General features: G+C 74.5%; 20 protein-coding genes and 2 riboswitches. Of the genes, 13 read left to right on the forward strand and 7 right to left on the reverse strand.

Going from position 1 to position 21,367, the window contains the following annotated elements; genetic code table 11:
* Complete coding sequence (locus tag ACQPXG_RS22625; RefSeq protein WP_433469699.1) at nucleotides 1-2,478, reverse strand: lysylphosphatidylglycerol synthase transmembrane domain-containing protein; 2,478 nt, start codon at nucleotides 2,476-2,478, stop codon at nucleotides 1-3.
* Between the two features lie 267 nt (nucleotides 2,479-2,745).
* Nucleotides 2,746-2,840, forward strand: a riboswitch (glycine riboswitch).
* Nucleotides 2,841-2,952, forward strand: a riboswitch (glycine riboswitch).
* Between the two features lie 59 nt (nucleotides 2,953-3,011).
* Between ACQPXG_RS22625 and gcvP the strand changes: the two genes are divergently transcribed.
* Together gcvP and ACQPXG_RS22635 are read left to right on the forward strand one after the other, a co-directional pair.
* Entirely contained in the window at nucleotides 3,012-5,894 is a 2,883-nt protein-coding gene (gene gcvP / locus ACQPXG_RS22630; protein WP_433469700.1) for an aminomethyl-transferring glycine dehydrogenase, read from the forward strand.
* Between the two features lie 125 nt (nucleotides 5,895-6,019).
* Nucleotides 6,020-7,150, forward strand: a complete 1,131-nt coding sequence (locus ACQPXG_RS22635) for a tetratricopeptide repeat protein (protein WP_433469701.1) — start codon at nucleotides 6,020-6,022, stop codon at nucleotides 7,148-7,150.
* Nucleotides 7,151-7,165: 15 nt separating this feature from the next.
* On the opposite strand, the gene ACQPXG_RS22640 is transcribed toward ACQPXG_RS22635, so the two are convergent.
* Complete coding sequence (locus tag ACQPXG_RS22640) at nucleotides 7,166-7,591, reverse strand: PPOX class F420-dependent oxidoreductase (RefSeq protein ID WP_433469702.1); 426 nt, start codon at nucleotides 7,589-7,591, stop codon at nucleotides 7,166-7,168.
* 52 nt (nucleotides 7,592-7,643) lie between these two features.
* Between ACQPXG_RS22640 and ACQPXG_RS22645 the strand changes: the two genes are divergently transcribed.
* On the forward strand, nucleotides 7,644-8,261 hold the full coding sequence (locus ACQPXG_RS22645) for an alpha/beta hydrolase family protein (RefSeq protein WP_433469703.1): 618 nt from the start codon (nucleotides 7,644-7,646) through the stop codon (nucleotides 8,259-8,261).
* Between the two features lie 98 nt (nucleotides 8,262-8,359).
* Here ACQPXG_RS22645 and ACQPXG_RS22650 read toward each other — a convergent pair whose 3' ends face one another.
* Complete coding sequence (locus ACQPXG_RS22650; protein ID WP_433469704.1) at nucleotides 8,360-8,563, reverse strand: DUF5999 family protein; 204 nt, start codon at nucleotides 8,561-8,563, stop codon at nucleotides 8,360-8,362.
* 281 nt (nucleotides 8,564-8,844) lie between these two features.
* Here ACQPXG_RS22650 and ACQPXG_RS22655 point away from each other — a divergent pair, with 281 nt between their 5' ends.
* From ACQPXG_RS22655 to ACQPXG_RS22665, 3 genes are all read left to right on the forward strand, one after another.
* Nucleotides 8,845-9,573 (forward strand): (Fe-S)-binding protein, encoded by a 729-nt coding sequence (locus ACQPXG_RS22655; protein ID WP_433469705.1) that lies wholly within the window; start codon nucleotides 8,845-8,847, stop codon nucleotides 9,571-9,573.
* A 62-nt stretch (nucleotides 9,574-9,635) separates the two neighbouring features.
* Nucleotides 9,636-11,045, forward strand: coding sequence for a lactate utilization protein B (locus tag ACQPXG_RS22660; RefSeq protein ID WP_433470029.1), 1,410 nt, complete (start codon nucleotides 9,636-9,638; stop codon nucleotides 11,043-11,045).
* Nucleotides 11,042-11,683: a LutC/YkgG family protein gene (locus tag ACQPXG_RS22665; protein WP_433469706.1), complete on the forward strand. Its 642-nt coding sequence runs from the start codon at nucleotides 11,042-11,044 to the stop codon at nucleotides 11,681-11,683. Before ACQPXG_RS22660 ends, ACQPXG_RS22665 begins: the two co-directional genes overlap by 4 nt.
* On the opposite strand, the gene ACQPXG_RS22670 is transcribed toward ACQPXG_RS22665, so the two are convergent.
* Complete coding sequence (locus ACQPXG_RS22670) at nucleotides 11,680-12,258, reverse strand: TetR/AcrR family transcriptional regulator (RefSeq protein WP_433469707.1); 579 nt, start codon at nucleotides 12,256-12,258, stop codon at nucleotides 11,680-11,682. The genes ACQPXG_RS22665 and ACQPXG_RS22670 overlap by 4 nt on opposite strands.
* A 130-nt stretch (nucleotides 12,259-12,388) precedes the next feature.
* On the opposite strand from ACQPXG_RS22670, the gene ACQPXG_RS22675 reads away from it, so the two are divergent.
* The gene (locus ACQPXG_RS22675) at nucleotides 12,389-12,805 is read left to right on the forward strand and encodes a plectin (RefSeq protein WP_433469708.1); all 417 of its coding nucleotides are present in this window, start codon (nucleotides 12,389-12,391) and stop codon (nucleotides 12,803-12,805) included.
* 182 nt (nucleotides 12,806-12,987) lie between these two features.
* A complete protein-coding gene (locus ACQPXG_RS22680) occupies nucleotides 12,988-13,701 on the forward strand; it encodes a maleylpyruvate isomerase N-terminal domain-containing protein (RefSeq protein ID WP_433469709.1) in 714 nt (237 codons plus the stop codon).
* On the opposite strand, the gene ACQPXG_RS22685 is transcribed toward ACQPXG_RS22680, so the two are convergent.
* Complete coding sequence (locus ACQPXG_RS22685; RefSeq protein WP_433469710.1) at nucleotides 13,649-15,022, reverse strand: nitrate/nitrite transporter; 1,374 nt, start codon at nucleotides 15,020-15,022, stop codon at nucleotides 13,649-13,651. The genes ACQPXG_RS22680 and ACQPXG_RS22685 overlap by 53 nt on opposite strands.
* A 191-nt stretch (nucleotides 15,023-15,213) precedes the next feature.
* Here ACQPXG_RS22685 and ACQPXG_RS22690 point away from each other — a divergent pair, with 191 nt between their 5' ends.
* Nucleotides 15,214-15,462 carry a hypothetical protein gene (locus ACQPXG_RS22690; RefSeq protein ID WP_433469711.1) on the forward strand — a complete coding sequence of 83 codons (249 nt, stop codon included), beginning with the start codon at nucleotides 15,214-15,216 and terminating at the stop codon, nucleotides 15,460-15,462.
* Nucleotides 15,463-15,484: 22 nt separating this feature from the next.
* Here the strand turns inward: ACQPXG_RS22690 and ACQPXG_RS22695 are convergent, their stop codons facing one another.
* On the reverse strand, nucleotides 15,485-15,979 hold the full coding sequence (locus ACQPXG_RS22695; protein WP_433469712.1) for an NUDIX domain-containing protein: 495 nt from the start codon (nucleotides 15,977-15,979) through the stop codon (nucleotides 15,485-15,487).
* 311 nt (nucleotides 15,980-16,290) lie between these two features.
* On the opposite strand from ACQPXG_RS22695, the gene ACQPXG_RS22700 reads away from it, so the two are divergent.
* The 4 genes from ACQPXG_RS22700 to ACQPXG_RS22715 all read left to right on the forward strand — a co-directional run bounded on the left by ACQPXG_RS22700 (nucleotide 16,291) and on the right by ACQPXG_RS22715 (nucleotide 20,829).
* Entirely contained in the window at nucleotides 16,291-18,429 is a 2,139-nt protein-coding gene (locus tag ACQPXG_RS22700; RefSeq protein WP_433469713.1) for a molybdopterin oxidoreductase family protein, read from the forward strand.
* Nucleotides 18,430-18,517: 88 nt separating this feature from the next.
* Nucleotides 18,518-18,910: a nitrite reductase small subunit NirD gene (nirD, locus tag ACQPXG_RS22705; protein WP_433469714.1), complete on the forward strand. Its 393-nt coding sequence runs from the start codon at nucleotides 18,518-18,520 to the stop codon at nucleotides 18,908-18,910.
* Nucleotides 18,894-20,108 (forward strand): uroporphyrinogen-III synthase, encoded by a 1,215-nt coding sequence (locus tag ACQPXG_RS22710; RefSeq protein ID WP_433469715.1) that lies wholly within the window; start codon nucleotides 18,894-18,896, stop codon nucleotides 20,106-20,108. The genes nirD and ACQPXG_RS22710 overlap by 17 nt, the downstream gene beginning before the upstream one ends.
* A complete protein-coding gene (locus ACQPXG_RS22715; protein ID WP_433469716.1) occupies nucleotides 20,101-20,829 on the forward strand; it encodes a sirohydrochlorin chelatase in 729 nt (242 codons plus the stop codon). Before ACQPXG_RS22710 ends, ACQPXG_RS22715 begins: the two co-directional genes overlap by 8 nt.
* On the opposite strand, the gene ACQPXG_RS22720 is transcribed toward ACQPXG_RS22715, so the two are convergent.
* Nucleotides 20,781-21,344, reverse strand: a complete 564-nt coding sequence (locus tag ACQPXG_RS22720) for a MarR family winged helix-turn-helix transcriptional regulator (protein WP_433469717.1) — start codon at nucleotides 21,342-21,344, stop codon at nucleotides 20,781-20,783. The two genes, ACQPXG_RS22715 and ACQPXG_RS22720, sit on opposite strands and share 49 nt — an antisense overlap.
* Nucleotides 21,345-21,367: the final 23 nt, after the last annotated feature.

The following is a 21,367-nucleotide window of genomic DNA, read 5'->3' on the forward strand; positions in this document are numbered from 1 at the left end:
TCAGAGCGCCTCCTTGCGCTGCAGGAAGGTGAACGCCCCCCAGCCCGGCAGCACCGGCAGCCACAGCGTCAGCAGGCGGTAGAGCAGGACGGCCGACGCCGCCGTCTCCGCGCTCAGCCCCGAGATGGTCAACGCCAGCGTGAGCGCGCCCTCGACGGCGCCGAGCCCGCCCGGCGTCGGAGCCGCCGACCCGACCGCGTTCGCGGTGAGGAACACCAGCACCACCGTCGTCCACGGCAGCGACCCGCCGAACGAGCGGATCGACGCGTCCAGGCACAGCGTGAACGCCAGCGTCAGCAGCAGTGTCCCGCCCATGCCCGTGGACAGCTTCTTCGGCGACTGCAGGACGTCCACCAGGCGCGGCACCACGCCCGAGAACATGCTCCGCAGCCGTGAGGTGACGACGCGCCGGACCCGCGGGACCGTCAGCGCGAGACCGGCGAGCAGCCCCAGCGCCAGCACCGCGATCACGATCGTCCGGGACGGCGCCAGATCCTGCGTCGCCTTCGCCGTCGACCCCGTCAGGAACCCGAACAGCACCAGCAGCAGGACGTGCGTGACCAGCCCGACCAGCTGCGACGCGCCCACGCTCGCGACCGCGAGGGCCGGCCGGACGCCCGAGCGCTGCAGGTACCGGGTGTTGACCGCGACGCCGCCGACCGCCGCGGGCGCCACCAGCTTCACGAACGACGCCGCGACCTGCGCCAGCACCGTCCGCCAGAACGGCAGCCTCTCCGGGACGAACCCGATGAGCATCAGCGCCGCCGCGACATAGGTGAGGGACGCCGCGGCCAGCGCGGCGACCACCCAGTGCCAGCTGGCCGTGGCCGCCAGATGGCCGATGTCCAGGCTCGTCACCTGCGGGATGACGATGTACGCCGCGACGGACAGCGCCACGATGCTGAAGATGGTCCGTGGCCGGAACCGCTCCAGCCGGGCCGGTGCCGCCTCCGTCTCCGGCTTGAGCCGGACGATCTGCTCCCGGATCCGGGTGAGCAGGTCCCGGTGGTGCCGCAGCCGGGTGCGCGTCGCCCGGGACAGCGCCACCCGCTGCAGCAGCGGCACCGCCCCGCCCAGCGCCTCCTCGCCCAGCACCGGCGCGGCCGTGCGGACGGCCCGCTCGGGCCCGGCCCGCAGAGCCAGCGTGGTGAGCAGCTGGGCGAGGTCCAGACGCAGCGCCAGGTCGCCCGCCGCCGTCTCCCCGGACCGCAGATCGGTGACGTAGGCGCGCCCGTCCTCGCCGACGAGGACCGCGTCGCCCTCCAGCCGGCGATGCGCGAGCCGCCCCGCCTGCAGGGACCGGAGCTGCCGCCACACGTCCGTCAGCAGTGCGTCGGTGATCTCGTCGTCGGAGACGTCCCCGAGCCGCCGCCCCGGCACGTGCTCGTAGGCCAGCAGCGCCGCCTCCGTGCCGACCTCGCACGTCCCGACCAGCCGCGGGGTCCGGACGCCCGCCGCGTCCACGGCGTACGCCATCAGCGACTCGAGCTCCAGGGACCGGCGCAGCGACCGCAGCGTCCGCCCGGTCGTCGCGGCCCGCAGCCGCAGCAGCCGCCACACGCGGTAGAGCAGGCCCGCGGTCTGCTGGTCGCGGTCGAGGACGCGGACCTCCAGGTCCCAGTCGCCGTGCGGGCCGCGCCCCGCCGGGAGCCGCGCGCCGTACCCGTCCGCAGGGCAAGAGGCGAGGACGACGCCGTAGCGGCGGGCCTCCCCGGTGTCGTCCGCCGGGTCGTCGAGTCGCGCCCCTCGTTTCGGGCGCAGCCCGAGCCGTTCCAGCGACGCCACCACGGTCATGCCGGACGGACGGGGGTTCGGCGTCCCGACCGCGTAGAGGGTGCCGTGGCCGATGGCGCGTCCCAGCAGGTAGGTGGCCGCGAGTGCGGCGACGGAGGCGTAGGACGCGGTGAGCCCGGTCAGCGCCGCCAGCCCGATCATGGTCCATGTCGCGGCCTGCCAGCGGGCGCGGCCCGCCATCCCGACCGCGCTGACGAACGCGATCACCGGGGCGATGTCGGTGTGCACCGGCGCCGTCTCCGTGCCGCCCCAGATGAGCGAGTCCAGCACGCCGCCGGGGGCCGCCCGCACCACCAGGTCGTCCAGGCCCACCGTGATCCCGAAAGCGATCACGGCGGCCAGCAGCGCGATCGCGACGCGCGTGCCGTCCTTGTTGAAGAGCCGCTCGATCCCGAACGCGACCGGCACGGCCAGCACCCCGAAGCTGGACACCAGCGTCGCCAGCGTCAGCAGCAGCCGCGGCGCGTGCGCGGTGCCCTCGGCGATGTCGGTCTGCAGGCCGTGCGTGGTCTGCTGCGCGATCGACACCAGCAGCATCACCGCCGCCAGCCCCACCACCGAGGCCGCGAACCTGATCGCGTCGGACGGACGGCGGATCCGGTCCGGCTGCGCGGGCTCGTCCACGGGCACCCCGGCGGTCGCACCCTGCCTCCGGCGCACCGCGCCGTCGTGGGTCTGTGTCACGCCGTACCGCCGCCCCGACCGTCCGTCATCGTGATCAGCGTCCCAGACCGGGCGGCGCGCCGTCGAGCGGGCCGCCGCCCGGCCGGACGTGTGTCCACCCCGGCGGCCCCCCGGTTGCGCCCCCGTGGCCCGGGGCCGTCCCGTCCCAGGTGAGTGAGCACATCGTACTCGCCGGTACGGCGTCGCGGCCGCGGGCCCACCCCTCAGCGGGGGCGGGACGGAGCGGCGGACGCGTCTTTGGGTAGGGTTCGTCCCAGGACATGCCGTCGACCCTGTGCGGGAGAGATCCCACGCCGCCAGCGTGGGGCGCCGAAGGGGCAACCTCCCCGGAACCTCTCAGGCAAAAGGACCGCTCGGGCGAGGCACCTCTGGAAAGCAGGCGTCGATCCCCGCACGCGGGGAAGGGCGGCTCACCGAAGGGGAAACCCCGCCGCGCGGGTGAAGCTCTCAGGTGCCGATGACAGAGGGGGAGACCGGCCGCCGGCCCGCGCCGGCGGTGGCCCTGAGCGACCGCAGCAGCCAGGAGGCTCTCCATGACCGGCCAGTTCTTCGCCCCCGTGGCCTCGCCGCAGCACCCCCGTTCCGCCTTCGCCGACCGGCACGTCGGCCCCTCGGCCGCCGACCAGGCCAGGATGCTCGCCGCCATCGGCTACTCCGGCATCGAGGCGCTGATCGACGACGCGGTCCCCGCCGCGATCCGCACCTCCCGCCCGCTGGACCTGCCGCCCGCGCTGAGCGAGACCGCCGCGCTGGACCGGCTCCGCGAACTGGCGTCCCGCAACACCGTGCTCACCTCCATGATCGGTCTGGGCTACCACGGGACGACCACCCCCGGTGTGATCATGCGGAACGTGCTGGAGAACCCCGGCTGGTACACCGCCTACACGCCCTACCAGCCGGAGATCTCCCAGGGCCGGCTCGAGGCCCTGCTGAACTTCCAGACGGTCGTCGCCGACCTGACCGGGCTGCCCGTCGCCAACGCCTCCATGCTGGACGAGGGCACCGCCGCCGCCGAGGCGATGGCCCTCGCGCACCGCGTCTCCAAGCGCAAGGAGCCGGGGACGTTCCTCGTCGACGGCGACACGCTCCCGCAGACGATCGAGGTCGTCCGGACGCGCGCGATCCCGCTCGGCATCGAGGTGGTCACCGCCGACCTGTCCGCCGGGCTGCCGGACGGCGACTTCTTCGGCGTGCTGCTGCAGTACCCGGGCACGTCCGGCGCCGTCCGCGACCTGGAGCCGGTCATCGCGCAGGCGCACGAGCGCGGCGCCAGGGCGGTCGTCGCCGCCGACCTGCTCGCGCTGACGCTGCTGCGGCCGCCCGGCGAGTCCGGCGCCGACATCGCGGTGGGCTCCGCGCAGCGGTTCGGCGTCCCCTACGGGTTCGGGGGCCCGCACGCCGGCTACATGGCGGTCGGCGAGGGCATCCAGCGGCAGCTTCCCGGCCGGCTCGTCGGCGTGTCCGTCGACGCGGACGGCGCCGCCGCCTACCGGCTCGCGCTGCAGACCCGCGAGCAGCACATCCGCCGGGAGAAGGCCACCAGCAACATCTGCACCGCGCAGGTCCTCCTCGCCGTGATGGCGAGCATGTACGCCGTCTACCACGGCCCCGAAGGGCTGGCCGCGATCGCGCAGCGGGCGCACCGCCGCGCCGCCGAGATCGCGGCCGGGCTGCGCGCCGGGGGCGTGGAGGTCGTCCACGAGGCGTTCTTCGACACCGTCCTCGCCCGCGTGCCCGGCCGCGCCGCCGAGGTCGTCGCGGCGGCCCGCGACCGCGGGATCAACCTGCGCCCCGCCGATGCCGACCACGTCGGGATCGCCTGCGACGAGACGACGCTGCCCGCGCACGTGACGGCCGTGCTGGAGGCGTTCGGCGTCACGGCGTCCGGCGAGGCCGCAGGCGAGGTGGCCGAGGCGTTCCCGGACGCCCTGCGCCGCGAGAGCCCCTACCTGACCCACCCGGTCTTCCACGCGCACCGCTCCGAGACCGCGATGCTGCGCTACCTGCGCAGGCTCCAGGACAAGGACATCGCGCTCGACCGCTCGATGATCCCGCTCGGCTCCTGCACGATGAAGCTGAACGCCACCGCCGAGATGGAGCCGGTCACCTGGCCCGAGTTCGCGGACGTCCACCCGTTCGCGCCGCTCGACCAGGCCGCCGGCTACGTCGAGCTGATCGGTGAGCTGGAGGAGTACCTCGCCGAGATCACCGGGTACGCGAAGGTCTCCGTCCAGCCGAACGCCGGCTCCCAGGGCGAGCTGGCCGGCCTGCTCGCCATCCGCGGCTACCACGCGTCCCGCGGCGAGGAGCACCGCGACGTCTGCCTGATCCCCTCGTCCGCGCACGGCACCAACGCGGCCAGCGCGGTGATGGCGGGCATGCGCGTCGTCGTGGTCAGGTGCGACGAGGGCGGCAACGTCGACCTCGGCGACCTGCACGCCAAGATCGGCAAGCACGGGGACCGGCTCGCCGCGATCATGGTGACCTACCCGTCCACGCACGGCGTCTTCGAGGAGAGCATCACCGACGTGTGCGCGGCGGTGCACGAGGCCGGCGGCCAGGTCTACGTGGACGGCGCCAACCTCAACGCGCTCGTCGGCCTCGCCCGCCCCGGCGAGTTCGGCTCGGACGTCTCGCACCTCAACCTGCACAAGACGTTCTGCATCCCGCACGGCGGCGGCGGTCCCGGCGTCGGCCCGATCGGCGTCCGCGCGCATCTGGCCCCGTTCCTGCCCAGCCACCCGCTCCGCGCGGAGGCCGGCCCGGAGACCGGCGTCGGCCCGATCTCCGCGGCCCCGTGGGGATCGGCGGGCATCCTGCCGATCTCCTGGGCCTACATCGCGATGATGGGCCCGGACGGCCTGCGCGCCGCCACCGAGGGCGCGATCGTCGGCGCCAACTACCTCGCCGCCCGCCTCGGCCCGCACTACCCGATCCTCTACACCGGGCGGAACGGCCTCGTCGCGCACGAGTGCATCGCCGACCTCCGCAAGATCACCAAGGAGACCGGGATCACCGCCGAGGACGTCGCCAAGCGCCTCATCGACTACGGCTTCCACGCGCCGACCCTCTCGTTCCCCGTCGCCGGCACCCTGATGATCGAGCCCACCGAGTCCGAGGACCTCGCCGAGCTCGACCGGTTCTGCGACGCCATGATCGAGATCCGCCGGGAGATCCGGCGGGTCGCCGACGGCGGCTACGACGCCGAGGACAACCCGCTCAAGAACGCGCCGCACACCGCCGGCTGCCTGATCTCCGACGACTGGAAGCACGCCTACACCCGCGAGGAGGCCGCCTATCCGCTGCCGTCCCTCCGCGAGGCCAAGTACTGGCCGCCCGTCCGCCGCATCGACCAGGCCTACGGCGACCGCAACCTCGTCTGCTCCTGCCCGCCCCCGGAGGCCTTCGAGGACTGAGCCGCGAACCGGTCCGCGGACCGATTAGTGATCTTGCTGGGGGTTTCGGGGTGTCGTCGCGGGACGCGGCGGGGCCGGGTCGCTAGTCTCTTTGCGGACCCCGACCCCCAGAGGGCAGAAGAGCGATGAGCGAGTCCCCGGAACCGGTATCCGACGACGCGGAGCGGTTGTGCGAGGAGGCACGGAGCCTCGCCGAGAACGGTGAGGCGGAGCGGGCGGCACTGCTGTTCCAGAAGGTGCTCGCCCTGGGCGGGACGTCCTGCCGGGCGCAGGCCGCGCTGGGGCTGGCGGTCGTCCTCGACGACGCCGGGGAGGTGGAGCGGGCCCGGGAGGCGGACCGGGCCGCGATCGCGACCGCCGACCCCGAGTACGGCCCCAGGGCCGCCTACCATCTTGCGCTCACCCACGAACGGGCCGGTGAGCACGAGCAGGCGGCGCCCGCCTGGCGGGTCGTGGTCGACTTCGGCAACCCCGCCTACCTTCCGCCCGCCCATCTGGCCCTCGCCAGGATCGCCGACGACGCCGGCGACTTCGACGCGGCGCGCGATCACTGGGAGGCGGTGATCGGGACCGGCGACCCCGAGTACGGGCCGCCCGCCGCGCACGACCTCGCGCAGCGGCTGCTGGAGCGCGGCGAGCCCGCCAGGGCCCAGCGGATCCTGACCGCGGCGCTGAAGCTGATCGATCGCGAGACCGCCCCGTACGCCTACGGGCGGCTGGCCGTCGCGCTCGGCATCTCCTACCTCGACCAGGCGATCGGCGCGTTCGGCGCGGCGCTGGGGGAGGACCCGGCCGACGCGGAGGTCGGGCCGCTGGCCACCGAGCTGCTGGCGCGGACGCTGCCGCTGCGGGGGCGGGGCGGCGAGGCCGCCGAGGCGTGGCGGCGCGGGCTCGCCGACCCGGGCATCGCCGGGCAGGTGCGGGCGCGGCTGCGCCGCGACTTCGGCGACGCCGAGGACGACGGCGACCCCGGCGACCTGTGGTGGGAGCCGGTCGTCGAGGAGGCGGTGTCGGACGGGACGCTCCCCGCCGTCGCGGGCGAGGCGTTCGGCGCCCTCGACCACATGTACGCGCTGCTGGCCGTCCGGTACGCGGACGAGCCGGGCGAGCGCAGGCCGGGGGAGACGCACGAGGTGCTCGGCAGGGCGGTGCGCGTCCCGGACGGCTATCCGTGGGGTCCGCTGCTGCACGAGAGCTTCGCCGAGCGGCTCCGCCTCGCCATGGGAACCCCCGCCCCGAACCGGCCGGAGGGCTGAGCCGCCCTCCGCCGGTCAGCCGGCGATGGCGCGTTCGGCGACCACCTTGGTGATGCGGGCGCGGACCAGGTACTCGGTGGGCACGGCGTTGCGGCGGCCGAACTCCTCGGCGCGGTCGGCGCCCATGTAGCGGCCGCCGATGGCGGTGGCCCACCGGAACACCTCGTCCAGGTCCTCGACCAGGGTCGCCTCGGCCCGGATCTGTACGTACGAGAACGGCGGCACCTGGTCGTCGACGCAGATGGAGACGCGCGGGTCGCGGGCGAGGACGCGGCCCTTGATGCTGTGGCGGCCGGTGTTGAACAGCACGTCGTCGCCGTCGAGGACGAACCAGATCGGCGTGACGTGCGGGGTGCCGTCCTTGCGGGTGACACCGGCCTTGCCGGTGCGGGTGCCCTCCATGACGAACGCGCGCCACTCGCTGTCGGTCATCTGTTCCATGCGGCCCAGTCTGCCGCAGAGGTCATTCGGAGGTGCCGCTACGGTGAGTCACATGGAGATCCTGACGGCGCATGGGCCGGCCGAGGTGACGCCGGACGAGGTCGACGACCCGGCGTTCCTGCTGGTCCTGTCGCACGGGTCGAACGGGGGAGTGGACGCCGCCGACCTGCTCGCGGTCCGGGCGGCGGCGCTCGGGCTCGGCGGCGCCGTGGCGCGGGTGACGCAGCCGTTCCGGCTCGCCGGACGCCGGGCGCCCGGTTCGGCGGTCAAGCAGGACGAGGCGTGGCTGGAGATCGTCGCCGTGCTGCGGGAGAGGTTCGGGGACGTCCCTCTCGTCCAGGGCGGCCGGAGCAACGGGGCGCGGGTCGCGTGCCGGACGGCGACGGCGGCCGGGGCGGCGGGCGTGGTGGCGCTGGCGTTCCCGCTCCACCCGCCGGGCAGGCCGGAGAAGACCCGGGTGGGCGAGCTGCGGGAGGCGGGGGTGGAGGTCCTCGTCGTCAACGGCGACCGCGACCCGTTCGGCGTGCCCGATCCGGCGGACGCGGCGGCGGTGACGGTGCTGCCCGGGGAGCGGCACGACCTGAACAAGGACCCCGCGGCGGTCGGCCGGGCGGTGGAACCGTGGCTGAGAAAGTGGGCGGCCCGTCCGGTGCGGACGGGCCGGGAGTAGGGTTCCTCCGGGCCCGGCGCGGGCCCAGAGGTCAAGGGCAGGTGGGCGTGCCCCCCGAGGATGATCACCCGTTTGAACTAGTCCCCCGTGGAGACCGCTCAAGCGGCGGACGGCGTCTGCAGGTCCGTCGGCCGGTGCGGCGCGATGACTCCCCCGTCGGGCAGCAGCTCACCGGTGTCCTCGAAGAGCACGACACCGTTGCACAGCAGGCTCCACCCCTGCTCGGGGTGCGAGGCCAGCGTGCGGGCGGCGTCGCGGTCGGGTGCGTCGTGGGAGGGACAGAGCGGCTGGTGCGGGCACATCGTGTGCCTCCGGTCTCAACTACTGGTCGGTCGTGGTGCTTTCCTGTATTGACGCACCCCAGTGTGAAGTGGTTCGCATCCGCCCGGCCATAGCCCGTTGGGACGGTTGTCCGTTGGTACCGGAGTACCGGACGACTGTGATCCCCCTCACCCCGAGGTGCCAGGCAATAGCCTCCCTTCCGCGCGATAACGGACGGAGAACGACACGCCGCCGGGGCCTGAAACCCCTACGATGTTCGGCGGGGGAACGGGCTTTGCAGGGCGTGGGGGGAGTGAGGCCGGTGCGGGTCGCGCTGTCCGTCGCGTGCTTCGATGACGCGCTGTTCCCCGACACCGGGAAGGCCGTGACCGTCCTGCTGGAGCGGCTCGGCCACGAGGTGACGTTCCCTCCGGGGCAGACGTGCTGCGGCCAGATCCACTGGACGGCCGGCTACCACCGTGAGGCCGCCGGCCTCGCCCGCACCTACGCCGCCGCGTTCGAGGGCTGCGAGGTGGTGGTGGCGCCGTCCGCGTCGTGCGCCGCCACGGTCCGCGACGCCTACCCGAGGATCGCCCGGACGGCCCGCGACCCCGGCCTGGCCCGCGCCGCCGAGGGCCTCGCCGTCTACGAGCTGACCGAGTTCCTCGTCGACGTCCTGGGCGTGACCGACGTCGGCGCCTACTTCCCGCACCGGGTCACCTACCACCCGTCCTGCCAGTCCATGCGGACCCTCGGCCTCGGTGACCGGCCGCTGCGGCTGCTCCGCGCGGTGAAGGGCCTCGACCTGGTCGACCTGCCCGCCGCCGGTGAGTGCTGCGGCTTCGGAGGCGCGTTCGCCATGAAGAACTCCGACGTGTCGGTGGCGATGGTCGCCGACAAGGTCCGGCACATCCGCGACACCGGCGCCGACGTGGTCTGCGCGGTCGACGACGCGTGTCTCGCCCACATCGGCGGCGCGCTGTCCCGGCTGCGCGGCGGCGTCCGGACGATGCACCTGGCCGAGATCCTCGCCGAGACGGGGCCGTCGTGACGGCCTCCTCCCCGGGGACGACGCCGTCCTCCCCGGGGACGAGCGGGCCGGTGCCACTGCCGATGCCGAAGTTCTCCGCCGCGGCGCGGTCCGCGCTGTCCGACACCCGGCTGCGCCGCAACCTGCGCGGTGCTACGGCCGCGATGAGGGAGCGGCAGGCCGCCGCCGCGGGCGAGCCGGCCGACTGGGAGGACCTGCGCGAAACCGGGCGCGCCGTCAGGGACTCGGCCCTCCTCAACCTGGACGCCCACCTGGAGGAGCTGGAACGGGCCGTCACCGAGGCGGGCGGGACCGTCCACTGGGCGGCGGACGCGGCGGAGGCGCGCCGCGTCGTCACCGGCCTGGTGCGGGGCACCGGTGCGAAGGACGTCGTCAAGGGCGCGTCCGCGACGGTCCGGGAGACCGGCCTGGACGACGCGCTCGCCCGGGCGGGCCTCACGGTCCGCGAGGCCGGCGTCGGCGAGATGATCGTCCAGCTCGGCGAGGACGCCCCGTCCCACCTGCTGGCGCCGGCCGCGCACCGCGACCGCGCGGAGATCGGGGAGCTGTTCCGGCGCGCGGTTCCGGCGGCCGGCCCGGAGCCGGCCGCCGACCCCGAGGCGCTGGCCGCCGCCGCCCGGGCCCACCTGCGCGAGCGGTTCCTGCGGGCCCGGGTCGCGATCACCGGCGCGGACTTCCTGGTGGCCGAGTCCGGCACGGTCGTCCTGCTGGAGCCGGAGGGGGCCGGGCGCATGTGCCTCACGCTCCCCGAGACACTGATCACCGTCGCCGGTATCGACAAGGTCGTTCCGGAGTGGGATGACATGGAGGTGTTCCTTCAGCTCCTGCCGCGCTCCTCGACCGGTGACCGGATGTCCCCCTACGTCTCGTCCTGGACGGGCGTGACGCCGGGCGACGGGCCACGCGAGTTCCACCTCGTCCTGCTCGACAACGGCCGCACCAGGGCGCTCGCCGACGAGGCCGGCCGCGCCGCCCTGCGCTGCATCCGCTGCTCGGCCTGCCTGAACGTCTGCCCCGTCTACGAGCGGACGGGCGGGGGGCCGTACGGGCCGGTGTATCCGGGGCCGGTCGGCGCGATGCTCACCCCGCTGATGCGCGGTGTGGAGAGCGCCGCCGACGCCTCGCTGCCGTACGCGTCCACGCTCTGCGGCGCCTGTGCCGACGTCTGCCCGGTGAAGATCGACATTCCGGACGTGCTGGTCCACCTGCGCGGAGCGGTGGTCGAGTCGCGCCGGCGGCGTCCCGTCCCGACGCCCGAGATGGTGCTGATGCGCGGCCTCGCCTGGACGATGGGCGACCCGCGCCGGCATGAGACCGCGCTGCGCCGCGGCACCCGCTGGGCGCGGCTGCTGTCGCGCGGCGGGCGGATCCGCCGCCTTCCCGGCCTGCTCGGCAAGTGGACGGAGGCCCGCGACGTTCCCGTGCCGCCCTCGGAGAGCTTCCGCGCCTGGTGGAAGAGGACGCGGGCATGAGCTCGCGCGACGAGGTGCTGCGGCGGGTACGGGAGGCGCTGGGCGGTAGCCGCGGGACGCGTCCGCCGGTTCCGCGCGGCTATGCCCGTCGCCTGACCGAGGCGGAGGCCGAGACCAGGGCCGACGTCCTCGCCCTGTTCACCGAGCGGGTCGCCGACAACCGCGCGGCCGTGCGGCACGTCGGCGCGGACGAGGCGGGCACCGCCGTGGCGGCCGCGCTGTGGGGCCGCGAGGCCAAGCAGATCGTCGTCCCGGCGGACCTGCCGTTCGGCTGGCTCGCGGAGCTGGACGGCGTCCGTGCGCTGGCCGACACCCCGCCGGTCGACCTGGACACCCTCGCCGCGGTCGACGGCGTGGTGACCGGCTGCGCGGTGGCCGTCGCGCAGACGGGCACGGTCGTCCTGGACGGCGGCCGGGCGCAGGGGAGGCGGGCGCTCACCCTCGTCCCCGGCTACCACCTGTGCGTCGTCCGCGCCGACCAGATCGTCGGGACGGTCCCGGAGGCGATCGGGCGGCTCGATCCGGCGCGCCCGCTCACCTGGATCAGCGGCCCCTCCGCGACCTACGGGATCGAGATGGTCCGGGTGGAGGGCGCCCATGGCCCGCACCACCTGGAAGTCCTCGTCGTGGAGGACTAGCGCACTCCGCCGAGGACGACGTCGAGCCCGGCGGTGAAGCGGGCGTCCCAGTCGACGGTGCGGTCGGCGCCGTCCTCGGCGGTGCCGCGGACCTCCAGCGCGGCGTGGCCGATCACGTAGCCGAGCAGCGTGTGCGCGGCGACCGCCGCCGTGTCCTCGGCGACGCCCCCGAGGCGCAGGACCTCCCGCAGGGACGCGACCGTGGTGGTGAGCGCGGCGGGGTTGCGGCGCGTGACGACCAGCGGGAGGACGCCCGCGTGCGTCAGCAGCCGCCCCCGGTAGCCGCCGGCCCACGCGCGCAGCACGTCCTGCCAGCGTCCCCCGCCGGAAGCGTCGGCGGACGCGTCGGCCGGGGCGGACGCGACGTGCGCGACGAGACCGTCCAGGAGCTGTTCCTTGCCGCGGGGGAGGTGGTGGTAGATCGCCATCGCCTCGACCTCCAGCGCGTCGCCGAGGCGGCGCATCGTGAGGCGGCCGAGTCCCTGGCCGTCCACGATCTGCAGGGCGGCCTCGATGATCCGCTCGATGGACAGCGGGGCGCGGTGCTGGGCGTTGATGCTGGGCTGCCGGACCATGCGATGACCTTACTGCGTAAAGGGCCGAAGCCGGGTGTCCGGCGTCACGACACGCCGGGACCACGCGTACGCTTACCTCGATCGGACACTGCACGACCGCACACTGCACGACCGTCGAGGGAGTACCACCATGCCGCTGGGCCGCCGGGTGAGCAAGGACGTCGCGGAACCGTACGAGGCCGACCAGCGGCTGGCCGCCGAGTACGAGGACCGGCTGGCGGCGGCCGGCGAGGCGGAGCGGGCGCTGCGGGACGCGCAGGCCGCGGGCGTGTCCGGCCCGGAGCTGAGTGGGCTCACCGTCGCGTTCGACAAGGCGCTGACGGCCGTGCTCGCCGCCGCCGAGGCGTCCGAGCGGGTCGCGATGGGCCCGAAGGTGTACTCGGTGGAGACGCAGGACGCCGCGGCGCGCCGGGCCGCCGAGATCGCCTACCGCAAGGCCAAGGCCCGCCCGGCGGTCCGCCCGTGGACCGACGAGGTCGACCGGCTGCGCACCGCGCGGGAGGCGCACCGGCTCAGCTTCCGGACGCAGCCGACCGTGCGCGTCTGAGCCGTCGCGGACATGTGACGACACAGCGTCACCGGGTGGCACCGGCCACCGAACTTTGACAGTCTGCCCTCTCGGGGAACGCCGGGGGGTGCCCCGCGCCGCACGTCGTACCAGCGTGCCGGGCGCGCGGACACGTCCCGGCGGAGAGGGCACACGGTGCTCTGGACGTTGGGGGAAGTCACGTGGAGCGCACGCCGCCGGACCGGTGCCGCGTACTCGAGTCCTATCAGGACGGGGTGAAGGCGATCCGCGCGCTGGCGGACACCGTCGGGGACTGGGACGTGCCGACGCCCTGCGCCGACTGGCAGCTGATCGATCTGGCGGGCCATCTGCGGTGCGTGGCGGAGAACTTCCTGGAGTACCTGCAGGACGCGCCCGACAGCCGGCTGGCCAAGCTGTTCGCGCAGGAGGCGGCGACGGCGGTGCTGATCCGGCAGCAGGCCCGGCAGAACGCGACGGAGCTCGCGGTGCTGCCGGCGGAGCCCGGGCCCGAGCGGATCATGGCGTTCGGGGTGTCGGCGGGGGCGTACGCCGACCTGATGCCCGACATGTGGGACCGGACCCACCTGATCTACCGCGGCACCAAGTACACGGTCGGCGACCACGCGGGCGCGGCCTGCGTGGAGTGGCATCTGCACGCCTGGGACATGGCCCGCGCGGTCGGGGCCGACTACCGGCCGCGGGACCCCGATCTGCTGGTGTCGGCGTGGCACTGGGGCGTCCCGCATCTGCCGCTGGAGCCGGGGGACGCGTGGGAGGCGGTGCTGCGCTCGTCGGGCCGGTCGCCGCGCTGGCCGGACCCCGGTGCGGGGTCCGGCCGGCGGCGGGGCGGTCGGCGCGGGGTCAGACGCCCGCCAGCTTCCTCGGGTGGGTCCGCAGGTAGACCAGCCAGGTGAGGGCGAAGCAGAGCGCGTAGTAGGTGATGAACGCGATGTAGGCGCCGTCGCCGGTCTTGTAGCTCAGGAACGACTGCCGGAACGCGATGTTGACCAGTACGCCGCCGAAGGCGCCGATGGCGCCCGCGACGCCGATGAGCGCACCGGCGAGGCGGCGGGCCTCGTGCTCGGCGGCCACCGGGTCGCCGCCGTTGGCGACACCGAGCTCCGCCTTCGCCCGGAAGATCGCCGGGATCATCTTGTAGGTGGAGCCGTTGCCGAGGCCGCTGAACACGAACAGCAGGATGAACCCGGTGAGGAACAGCGCGAGCGACTTGTTGAGCGAGGCGGTCAGCACCAGCGCGGCCGCCGCCGCCATCGCGACGAAGTTCCAGAACGTCACCTTGGCGCCGCCGGCCTTGTCCGCGAGCCAGCCGCCGACCGGGCGGATCAGCGACCCGAGCAGCGGGCCGAGGAAGGTGAGGTAGGCGGCCTTGATCGGGGTGTCGAAGTCGGCCTTGAACTGCACCTGCAGCACCTGGCCGAATGCGAAGCCGAACCCGATGAAGGAGCCGAACGTCCCGATGTACAGCGCGGACATGATCCAGGTGTGGGCGTCCTTGCAGACGTCGCGCATGGCGCGCTTGTCGTTGCGCGCCTGGGACAGGTTGTCCATCCCCAGCGCGGAGCCGAGCGCGGCCAGGACGATGAACGGGATGTACACGCCGGCGACCAGGCCCGGGTGCCCCTTGCCCGCGGTGGCGAGGACCAGCAGCCCGACGAGCTGGACGACGGCGACGCCGAGGTTGCCGCCGCCGGCGTTGATCCCGAGCGCCCACCCCTTGAGGCGCTGCGGGTAGAACGCGTTGATGTTGGCCATCGAGGACGCGAAGTTGCCGCCGCCGACGCCCGCGACGGCCGCGAGGAGCAGCAGCGTGGTGAACGATACGCCGGGCTTGATGAGGAACGCGGCGAGGACGGCGGGGATGAGCAGCAGCGAAGCGCTGAGGATCGTCCAGTTGCGGCCGCCGAAGCGGGCGACGGCGAAGGTGTAGGGGATCCGCAGCCCTGACCCGATCAGCGCGGGGACGGCCGTGAGGGTGAACTTGCCGGCCGGGTCGATGCCGTAGGCGGGGCCGAGGAACAGGACGAGCACGGACCACAGCGTCCACACCGAGAACCCGATGTGCTCGGAGAAGATCGAGAAGACGAGGTTGCGGCGGGCGATCCTGGATCCGCCGGCCGTCCAGAACGCGGGGTCCTCGGGGCGCCAGTCGTCGATCCACCGGCCCTTCAGCGGATGGGGGCGCTCGCGGCGCGCGGCTTGCGTGGTGACGGTCATCAGGCGGTCTCCTTGGTCGCTCGGACGGCCACGACCGTAGGAAGCCGGCGTTTCGCGGACGTGTGTCCGGTCATACAGCGGTGATAACTCCGCTGCACAGCGTGTCCCCGCCCGCTGTGAGGTGCGGGTTGACCGGGGCCGGCCCGGGTAGGCAGAGATCGCGAGGCGGCGGGGGAACGGAGACGGGACAGATGGCGACCTGCGAGGTCTGCGGCAACGACTACGCGATGGCGTTCGAGGTGCACGCCCAGGGCGAGGTGCACACGTTCGACTCGTTCGAGTGCGCGGTAACGAAGATGGCGCCGATCTGCGAGCACTGCCAGTGCCGCATCATGGGGCACGGCGTGGACGTGGCCGGGCACTTCTACTGCTGCGCGCACTGCGCGCACGCCGCCCAGCCCGAGCTCGCCCGCTCCATCCAGGACGCGGTGCCGGTGTAGCGGGCCGGGCGCGGAGCGGGGTTCAGGTGCGGGAGAGGCCGAACGGCTGTTCGCGGCCGTCCTCAAGGTAGACGGCGCGCCCGGCGGCCATGGCCCGCAGGCTGGGCTCCATCCGGCGCGACACGTGCGGCGGCGCCAGCTCGGGGACCTTCTCCGGGGCCACGAGGACGTGGTCGGAGAGCTCCTCGGGCGGCAGCCGGATCGCGGCGATCTCCGCGCCGGTGATCGTGCCGCCGAACACGAAAACGTTGACGGCGTCCACGCCGTCGGCGCGGGGGGACCCCCAGTCGACGCAGGCCAGCCCGTCCAGCCGCGGGACGAGGCCGAGTTCCTCCTCGCACTCGCGCACGCATGCCGACAGGGGGGACTCGTCGGCCTCGATGACCCCGCCGGGCAGGAACCAGCCCTCGCTGTAGGTGGGCTTGACCAGCAGGACCCGCCCGAGATCGTCCAGCAGCAGGGCCGCCGCGGCGCCGCGGGCGCGCGGCAGGGAGGCGTAGTAAGCAAGGTCGGGCATGTACCGAGGTTAGGCGCGATCACCACAGGGCGGTCCCGGGTGTACCGGGGCGTTGGCCGCATTCGCCGCGAGATCGCCGGACCACCACGAATCCGTTCGGTAACCGGGCGATCGGCGACGAATAGGCCATGACAGGGATCGACAACGCTTGACCCGCGTTCGTCAAGGCGGATCGCGCCGCCCTCGGGCCGGCGTCGCGGTCCCGCCATGCCGGGCTCCTGACCTCGGCGGACGCGGGGCGTGAAAGGCATTTAACGCTGGAGTCACACACGGGACTCGCGCGCGAAACGGCGCCCGTCGAGTCTCGGCGCATGGTCGGGACTCCTACGCACTGTCCGTACTGCGCCCTGCAATGCGGCATGACCCTGCACGACGAGCGAGACCGGGACACCCTGCGGGTGACGCCGCGCGACGATGTTCCGGCCAATCGCGGCGGGCTGTGCCAGAAGGGCTGGACGGCGGCAGAGCTGCTCACCGTCCCGGACCGGCTGACCGCGCCGATGATGCGCCGCGGCCGGGACGGGCCGCTGGAGCCCTGCACATGGGACGAGGCGCTCGGCAGGATCACCGCCGAGGTCGGGCGGCTGCGGGCGCTGCACGGCCCGGACGCCGTCGCGGTGTTCGGCGGCGGCGGGCTGACGAACGAGAAGGCTTACCAGCTCGGCAAGTTCGCCCGGATCGCACTCGGTACGTCCCAGATCGACTACAACGGGCGGTTCTGCATGTCGTCGGCCGCGGCGGCGTCCGGGCGGGCGTTCGGCATGGACCGCGGCCTGCCCGGTCCCGTCACGGATCTGGCGGCGTCCGGCGCGGTCCTGCTCGCGGGCGGGAACGTGGCCGAGACGATGCCGCCGTTCATGCGGCACCTGACCGAGATGCGGGACGGCGGCGGCGCCCTCGTCGTCGTCGATCCGCGCCGCACCGCGACCGCCCGCCAGGCCGACCTGCACCTGCAGCCGACCCCCGGCACCGACATCGCGCTCGCCAACGGGATGCTGCATCTGGCGCTCGCCGAGGGGCTGGCGGACGAGGAGTACATCGCGGCCCGCACCAGCGGGTTCGACGCCGTCCGGACGGTCGTGAACGCGTACTGGCCGGAGCGGGCCGAGCGCATCACCGGGGTGCCGGTGCCGCTGATGCGGGAGGCCGTCCGGCTGCTGGCCCGCGCCGCCCGCGCGCATGTCCTGACCGCCCGCGGTGCCGAGCAGCACGCCCGCGGCACCGACACGGTGAGCGCGTTCATCAACCTGGCCCTCGCGCTGGGGCTGCCGGGCCGGGAGGGCTCCGGCTACGGGTGCCTCACCGGGCAGGGGAACGGGCAGGGCGGGCGCGAGCACGGGCAGAAGGCCGACCAGCTGCCCGGCTATCGCAGGATCGACGACCCGGCGGCCCGCGCCCACGTCGCGGAGGTCTGGGGCGTCGACCCGGCCGTCCTGCCCGGGCCGGGCCGGTCGGCGTACGAGTTGCTGTCGGCACTGGGGACCGAGGAGGGCCCGAAGGCTCTGCTGCTGTTCGGATCCAATCCGGTGGTGTCGGCGCCGCGGGCCGCGGAGGTGGAGGAGCGGCTCGGCGCGCTGGAGCTGCTGGTGGTGGCCGACTTCGTCCCGTCGGAGACCGCGCGGCGCGCCGACGTCGTCCTGCCCACCGCGCAGTGGGCCGAGGAGTCGGGGACGATGACGAACCTTGAGGGCCGGGTGCTGCGCCGGCGCCGGGCCGTCCGCCCGCCGGACGGCGTCCGCACCGACCTTGAGATCCTGAGCGCGCTCGCCGGGCGGCTCGATGCGCCGGGGGAGTGGAGCACCGACCCGGCGGCGGTGTTCGGCGAACTGCGCCGCGCCAGCGCCGGCGGCGTCGCCGACTACTCCGGCATCTCCTACGAGCGGATCGAGGCGGAGGGCGGGGTGTTCTGGCCCTGCCCGTCGCCCGGCCACCCGGGCACGCCGCGGCCCTATCTGGACCGGTTCCCCACCTCGGACGGCCGGGCCCGGTTCGTCCCGGTCGAGCATCACGGCGCCGCCGAGGACGTCGACGCCGACTATCCCGTGTACCTGACCACGGGGCGGGTCCTCGCCCAGTACCAGTCGGGCGCGCAGACCAGGCGGGTCCGCCCGCTGGCCGAGGCGGCGCCGGGGCCGTTCGTCGAGCTGCATCCGGACCTCGCCGAGCGCCTCGGCATCGAGAACGGCGCCGACGTGCGGGTGGAGAGCCGCCGGGGCGTAGCGACCGTCAGGGCGCGGCTCACCGACGCCATCCGTCCCGACACCGTCTTCATCCCGTTCCACTGGGCGGGGGACGGCCGCGCGAACCTGCTCACCAACCCCGCACTCGACCCGGTGTCGCGAATGCCGGAGTTCAAGGTCTGCGCCGTCCGGCTGACTCCCGCCGTGCCCCCGGTGGAGCCTCCGGCGCCTGCCGAGGGCCTCCGGCGCCCGGCAGTGAGCCGCTTTTAACACGCCGGTGACAAAGGGGACCCAACCGTGAAACCGCCCCTGCCGAGTATCGGACCATTGACAGTTCCCGCCAGGAGGTTGCCGCGCGATGACCACTTCACCCGATGCGACGATCGTCAGGGAGCGGGCGGGCCGGCCCGCGGCCCGCTGGTTCGACATCTGCTCCTACGCCGCGCTGACCCCCGAGCGGGGCGCCTGCGCGATGGTGGACGGGACGCAGGTCGCGATCTTCCGGGTCTTCGACGGCACGCTGTACGCGCTGTCGAACCTCGACCCGTTCAGTGGCGCGTACGTGCTGTCGCGGGGGATCCTCGGCACCCGGGACGGGACGCCGACCGTCGCGTCCCCCATGTACAAGCAGGTGTTCGACCTGCGGACCGGGGCGTGCCTGGACGACCCCCGGGTGGCGGTGCCGGCCTTCTCCGTCCGCCGTTCCGGGGACCGGGTGGAGGTGGCGCTCACCGATGAGCACCGGCAGTGAGCCGCTGGCCGGGTTCGCCGTCGGCGTGACCGCGGCCCGCCGCCAGGAGGAGCTCGCGACGCTGCTGGAACGGCGCGGCGCCAGGGTCGTGCTCGCGCCCGCGATCCGTCTCGTCCCGCTCGCCGACGACGCCGAACTGATGGAGGCCACCCTCGCGTGCGTCGGCGGTCCCCTGGACCATGTCGTCGTCACGACCGGCATCGGGTTCCGGGCGTGGCTGGAGGCGGCCGACGGGCACGGGATGCGGGACGCCCTCATCGCCCAGCTGGCCGAGACCGACATCGTGGCGCGCGGGCCGAAGGCGCGCGGCGCGATCCGGTCGGCGGGCCTGCAGGAGCGCTGGTCGCCGGAGTCGGAGGAGTGCGCCGAGGTCATCGCGCACCTCCTGGAGAAGGACCTGGACGGCGCGCGCGTCGCCGTGCAGCTGTACGGGGAGCGGGAACCGGAGCTGACCGGGGCGCTGCGCGGCGCCGGCGCCGAGGTGATCGAGATCCCGGTGTACCGGTGGTCGCGGACCGAGGACACCACACCGCTGCGCCGGCTCGTCGGGCAGGCGGTCGCGGGCACGGTCGACGCGATCACGTTCACCAGCGCGCCCGCGGTCGCCGCGACGCTGGCCGTGGCCGCCGAGGACGGGCTGGAGGAGGCCCTGCTGGAGGCGATGCGCAGCCACGTGGTGGCGGCGTGCGTCGGCCCCGTCACCGCGCAGGCGCTCACCGGGCACGGCGTCCCGACCGTCCAGCCGGAACGGGCCCGGCTCGGCGCGCTCGTGCGGGCGCTGGTGTCGGACCTGCCGCGGCGCCGCTCGCGGCGGCTGTCGGTGCGGGGGTTCTCGCTGGAGCTGCGGGGGCACGCCGTCGTCCTGGACGGTCAGCTGCGGCCCATCGCGCCCGCGCCGATGGCGATCCTGCGGGCGCTCGCGCGGCGTCCCGGGCATGTGGTGTCGCGGGCGGAGCTGTGCGGGGTGCTGCCGAGCCGGCTGGTCGGCGCGCCGGCCGCCAAGGACGCCTGGCCGCGGGAGTCGCGGCTGCGGGACGCCAGGCCGCAGGCCGACGAGCACGCGGTCGAGATGGCCGTGGCGCGGCTGCGGCGCGGTCTCGGCCGTCCCGGCATCGTCGAGACCGTCGTCAAGCGGGGCTACCGGCTGGCGTGCGATCCGCGGATCGCCGACCGGCTCCCGGCGGGTGCCGGTGGCTGATCGGGGAGCGCCGGCGCCCGCGCTGCTGGCCGTGGCGCACGGCACCCGGGATCCGGCCGGTCCCGCCGCCGTCCGGGAGCTGCTCGCCCGGGTGCGGGCGATGCGGCCGGGGCTGCGGGTCGCCGAGGCGTACGGCGAGCTGTCCGAGCCTTCCCTGGAGGACGCCGCGGACTCGCTGCGCGGCGGGCCGGTGGTCGTCGTCCCGCTGCTGCTGGCGCGCGGCTACCACGCGCTGATCGACATCCCCGAGCGGGCGTCCCGGCTGCTGCCGGGGGCGGTGACGTCCCGGCCACTCGGGCCGGACGCCCTGCTGGCGGACGCGCTGGCCGCGCGGCTGGCGGAACAGGACCGGACCCTGCCGCGCCCGGACGGCGTGGTTCTCGGCGCGGCGGGGTCCGCCGACCCGGCGGGCATCGCCGATGTGCGGGCGGCCGCCCGGCTGCTGGCGCGGCGGCTGCGGCGGCCCGTCCCGCACGGATTCGTCGCCGCGGGCGGCCCGGCGCTGGAGGAGGCCGTCGCGGGGCTGCGGAGGGACGGCGCGAAGCGTGTCGCCGTCGCGTCGTACCTGCTGGCGCCCGGCCGTTTCCACGACCGGATGGCGGCGTGCGGCGCCGACGTGGTCGCCGCCCCGATCGGGGCGCACGGCGCGGCCGCGCGGCTGGTCCTGCGCCGCTACGACGAGGCGCGGCTGCCGCTTGGGAGCCCCGCGCCGGTCTGCTGACCGGCCCGGTCCGCGGTGGCGGGGCGACCCTCCAGACCCTCCGCAGGAGCCGGACGTCCCGGTTCCGGCTCCTCGGTGAACCGTTCGTCGTGGTGAGCGAGGACGCGTAGGAGCATGTCCCTGAACAGGCGCCTCTCCTCCGGTGACAGCGGCTCGAACAGGATCTCGTTGAGCCGGACGCGGGCGTCGAGTCCCTCGCCGAGGCTGAGCCGGCCGTCCTCGGTGGCCTCCAGCGCGTAACGCCGCCGGTCATCGGGGTCGCGGCGGCGCCGGACGTGGCCGGCGTCCTCCAGCGCGTCCACGATGCCGACCAGGTCGCCGGCGTCCATGCGCAGCCGCTCGGCGACCTCGCGCTGCGACAGCGGCCCGTGCCGCGCCACGCACCACAGGACGAGCAGCTGCGGCATCCGCGGCTGGCCGGGGAACATCTGCGCCGCGGTGCGCCGGACGAGCCGCACCGTCTCGAACATCAGATAGGTGGGCGAGTCGTACAGCGGATCGGGCCGGTTCTCCACGTCCCAAACTCCCTCGCGGTTCC

The organism is Spirillospora sp. CA-128828, from assembly GCF_050945415.1.
In the GTDB taxonomy this organism is placed as follows: Bacteria; Actinomycetota; Actinomycetes; order Streptosporangiales; family Streptosporangiaceae; genus Spirillospora.

Coding starts and splice junctions, on each gene's coding strand:
- ACQPXG_RS22690 (WP_433469711.1), top strand. CDS start 15,214: ATGGCGACCTGCGAGGTCTGCGGCAACGACTACGCGATGGCGTTCGAG.
- ACQPXG_RS22640 (WP_433469702.1), bottom strand. CDS start 7,591: ATGGAACAGATGACCGACAGCGAGTGGCGCGCGTTCGTCATGGAGGGC.
- ACQPXG_RS22670 (WP_433469707.1), bottom strand. CDS start 12,258: ATGGTCCGGCAGCCCAGCATCAACGCCCAGCACCGCGCCCCGCTGTCC.
- ACQPXG_RS22675 (WP_433469708.1), top strand. CDS start 12,389: ATGCCGCTGGGCCGCCGGGTGAGCAAGGACGTCGCGGAACCGTACGAG.
- ACQPXG_RS22665 (WP_433469706.1), top strand. CDS start 11,042: ATGAGCTCGCGCGACGAGGTGCTGCGGCGGGTACGGGAGGCGCTGGGC.
- ACQPXG_RS22645 (WP_433469703.1), top strand. CDS start 7,644: ATGGAGATCCTGACGGCGCATGGGCCGGCCGAGGTGACGCCGGACGAG.
- ACQPXG_RS22710 (WP_433469715.1), top strand. CDS start 18,894: ATGAGCACCGGCAGTGAGCCGCTGGCCGGGTTCGCCGTCGGCGTGACC.
- ACQPXG_RS22695 (WP_433469712.1), bottom strand. CDS start 15,979: ATGCCCGACCTTGCTTACTACGCCTCCCTGCCGCGCGCCCGCGGCGCC.
- ACQPXG_RS22700 (WP_433469713.1), top strand. CDS start 16,291: ATGGTCGGGACTCCTACGCACTGTCCGTACTGCGCCCTGCAATGCGGC.
- ACQPXG_RS22650 (WP_433469704.1), bottom strand. CDS start 8,563: ATGTGCCCGCACCAGCCGCTCTGTCCCTCCCACGACGCACCCGACCGC.
- ACQPXG_RS22635 (WP_433469701.1), top strand. CDS start 6,020: ATGAGCGAGTCCCCGGAACCGGTATCCGACGACGCGGAGCGGTTGTGC.
- ACQPXG_RS22660 (WP_433470029.1), top strand. CDS start 9,636: ATGCCGAAGTTCTCCGCCGCGGCGCGGTCCGCGCTGTCCGACACCCGG.
- nirD (WP_433469714.1), top strand. CDS start 18,518: ATGACCACTTCACCCGATGCGACGATCGTCAGGGAGCGGGCGGGCCGG.
- gcvP (WP_433469700.1), top strand. CDS start 3,012: ATGACCGGCCAGTTCTTCGCCCCCGTGGCCTCGCCGCAGCACCCCCGT.
- ACQPXG_RS22685 (WP_433469710.1), bottom strand. CDS start 15,022: ATGACCGTCACCACGCAAGCCGCGCGCCGCGAGCGCCCCCATCCGCTG.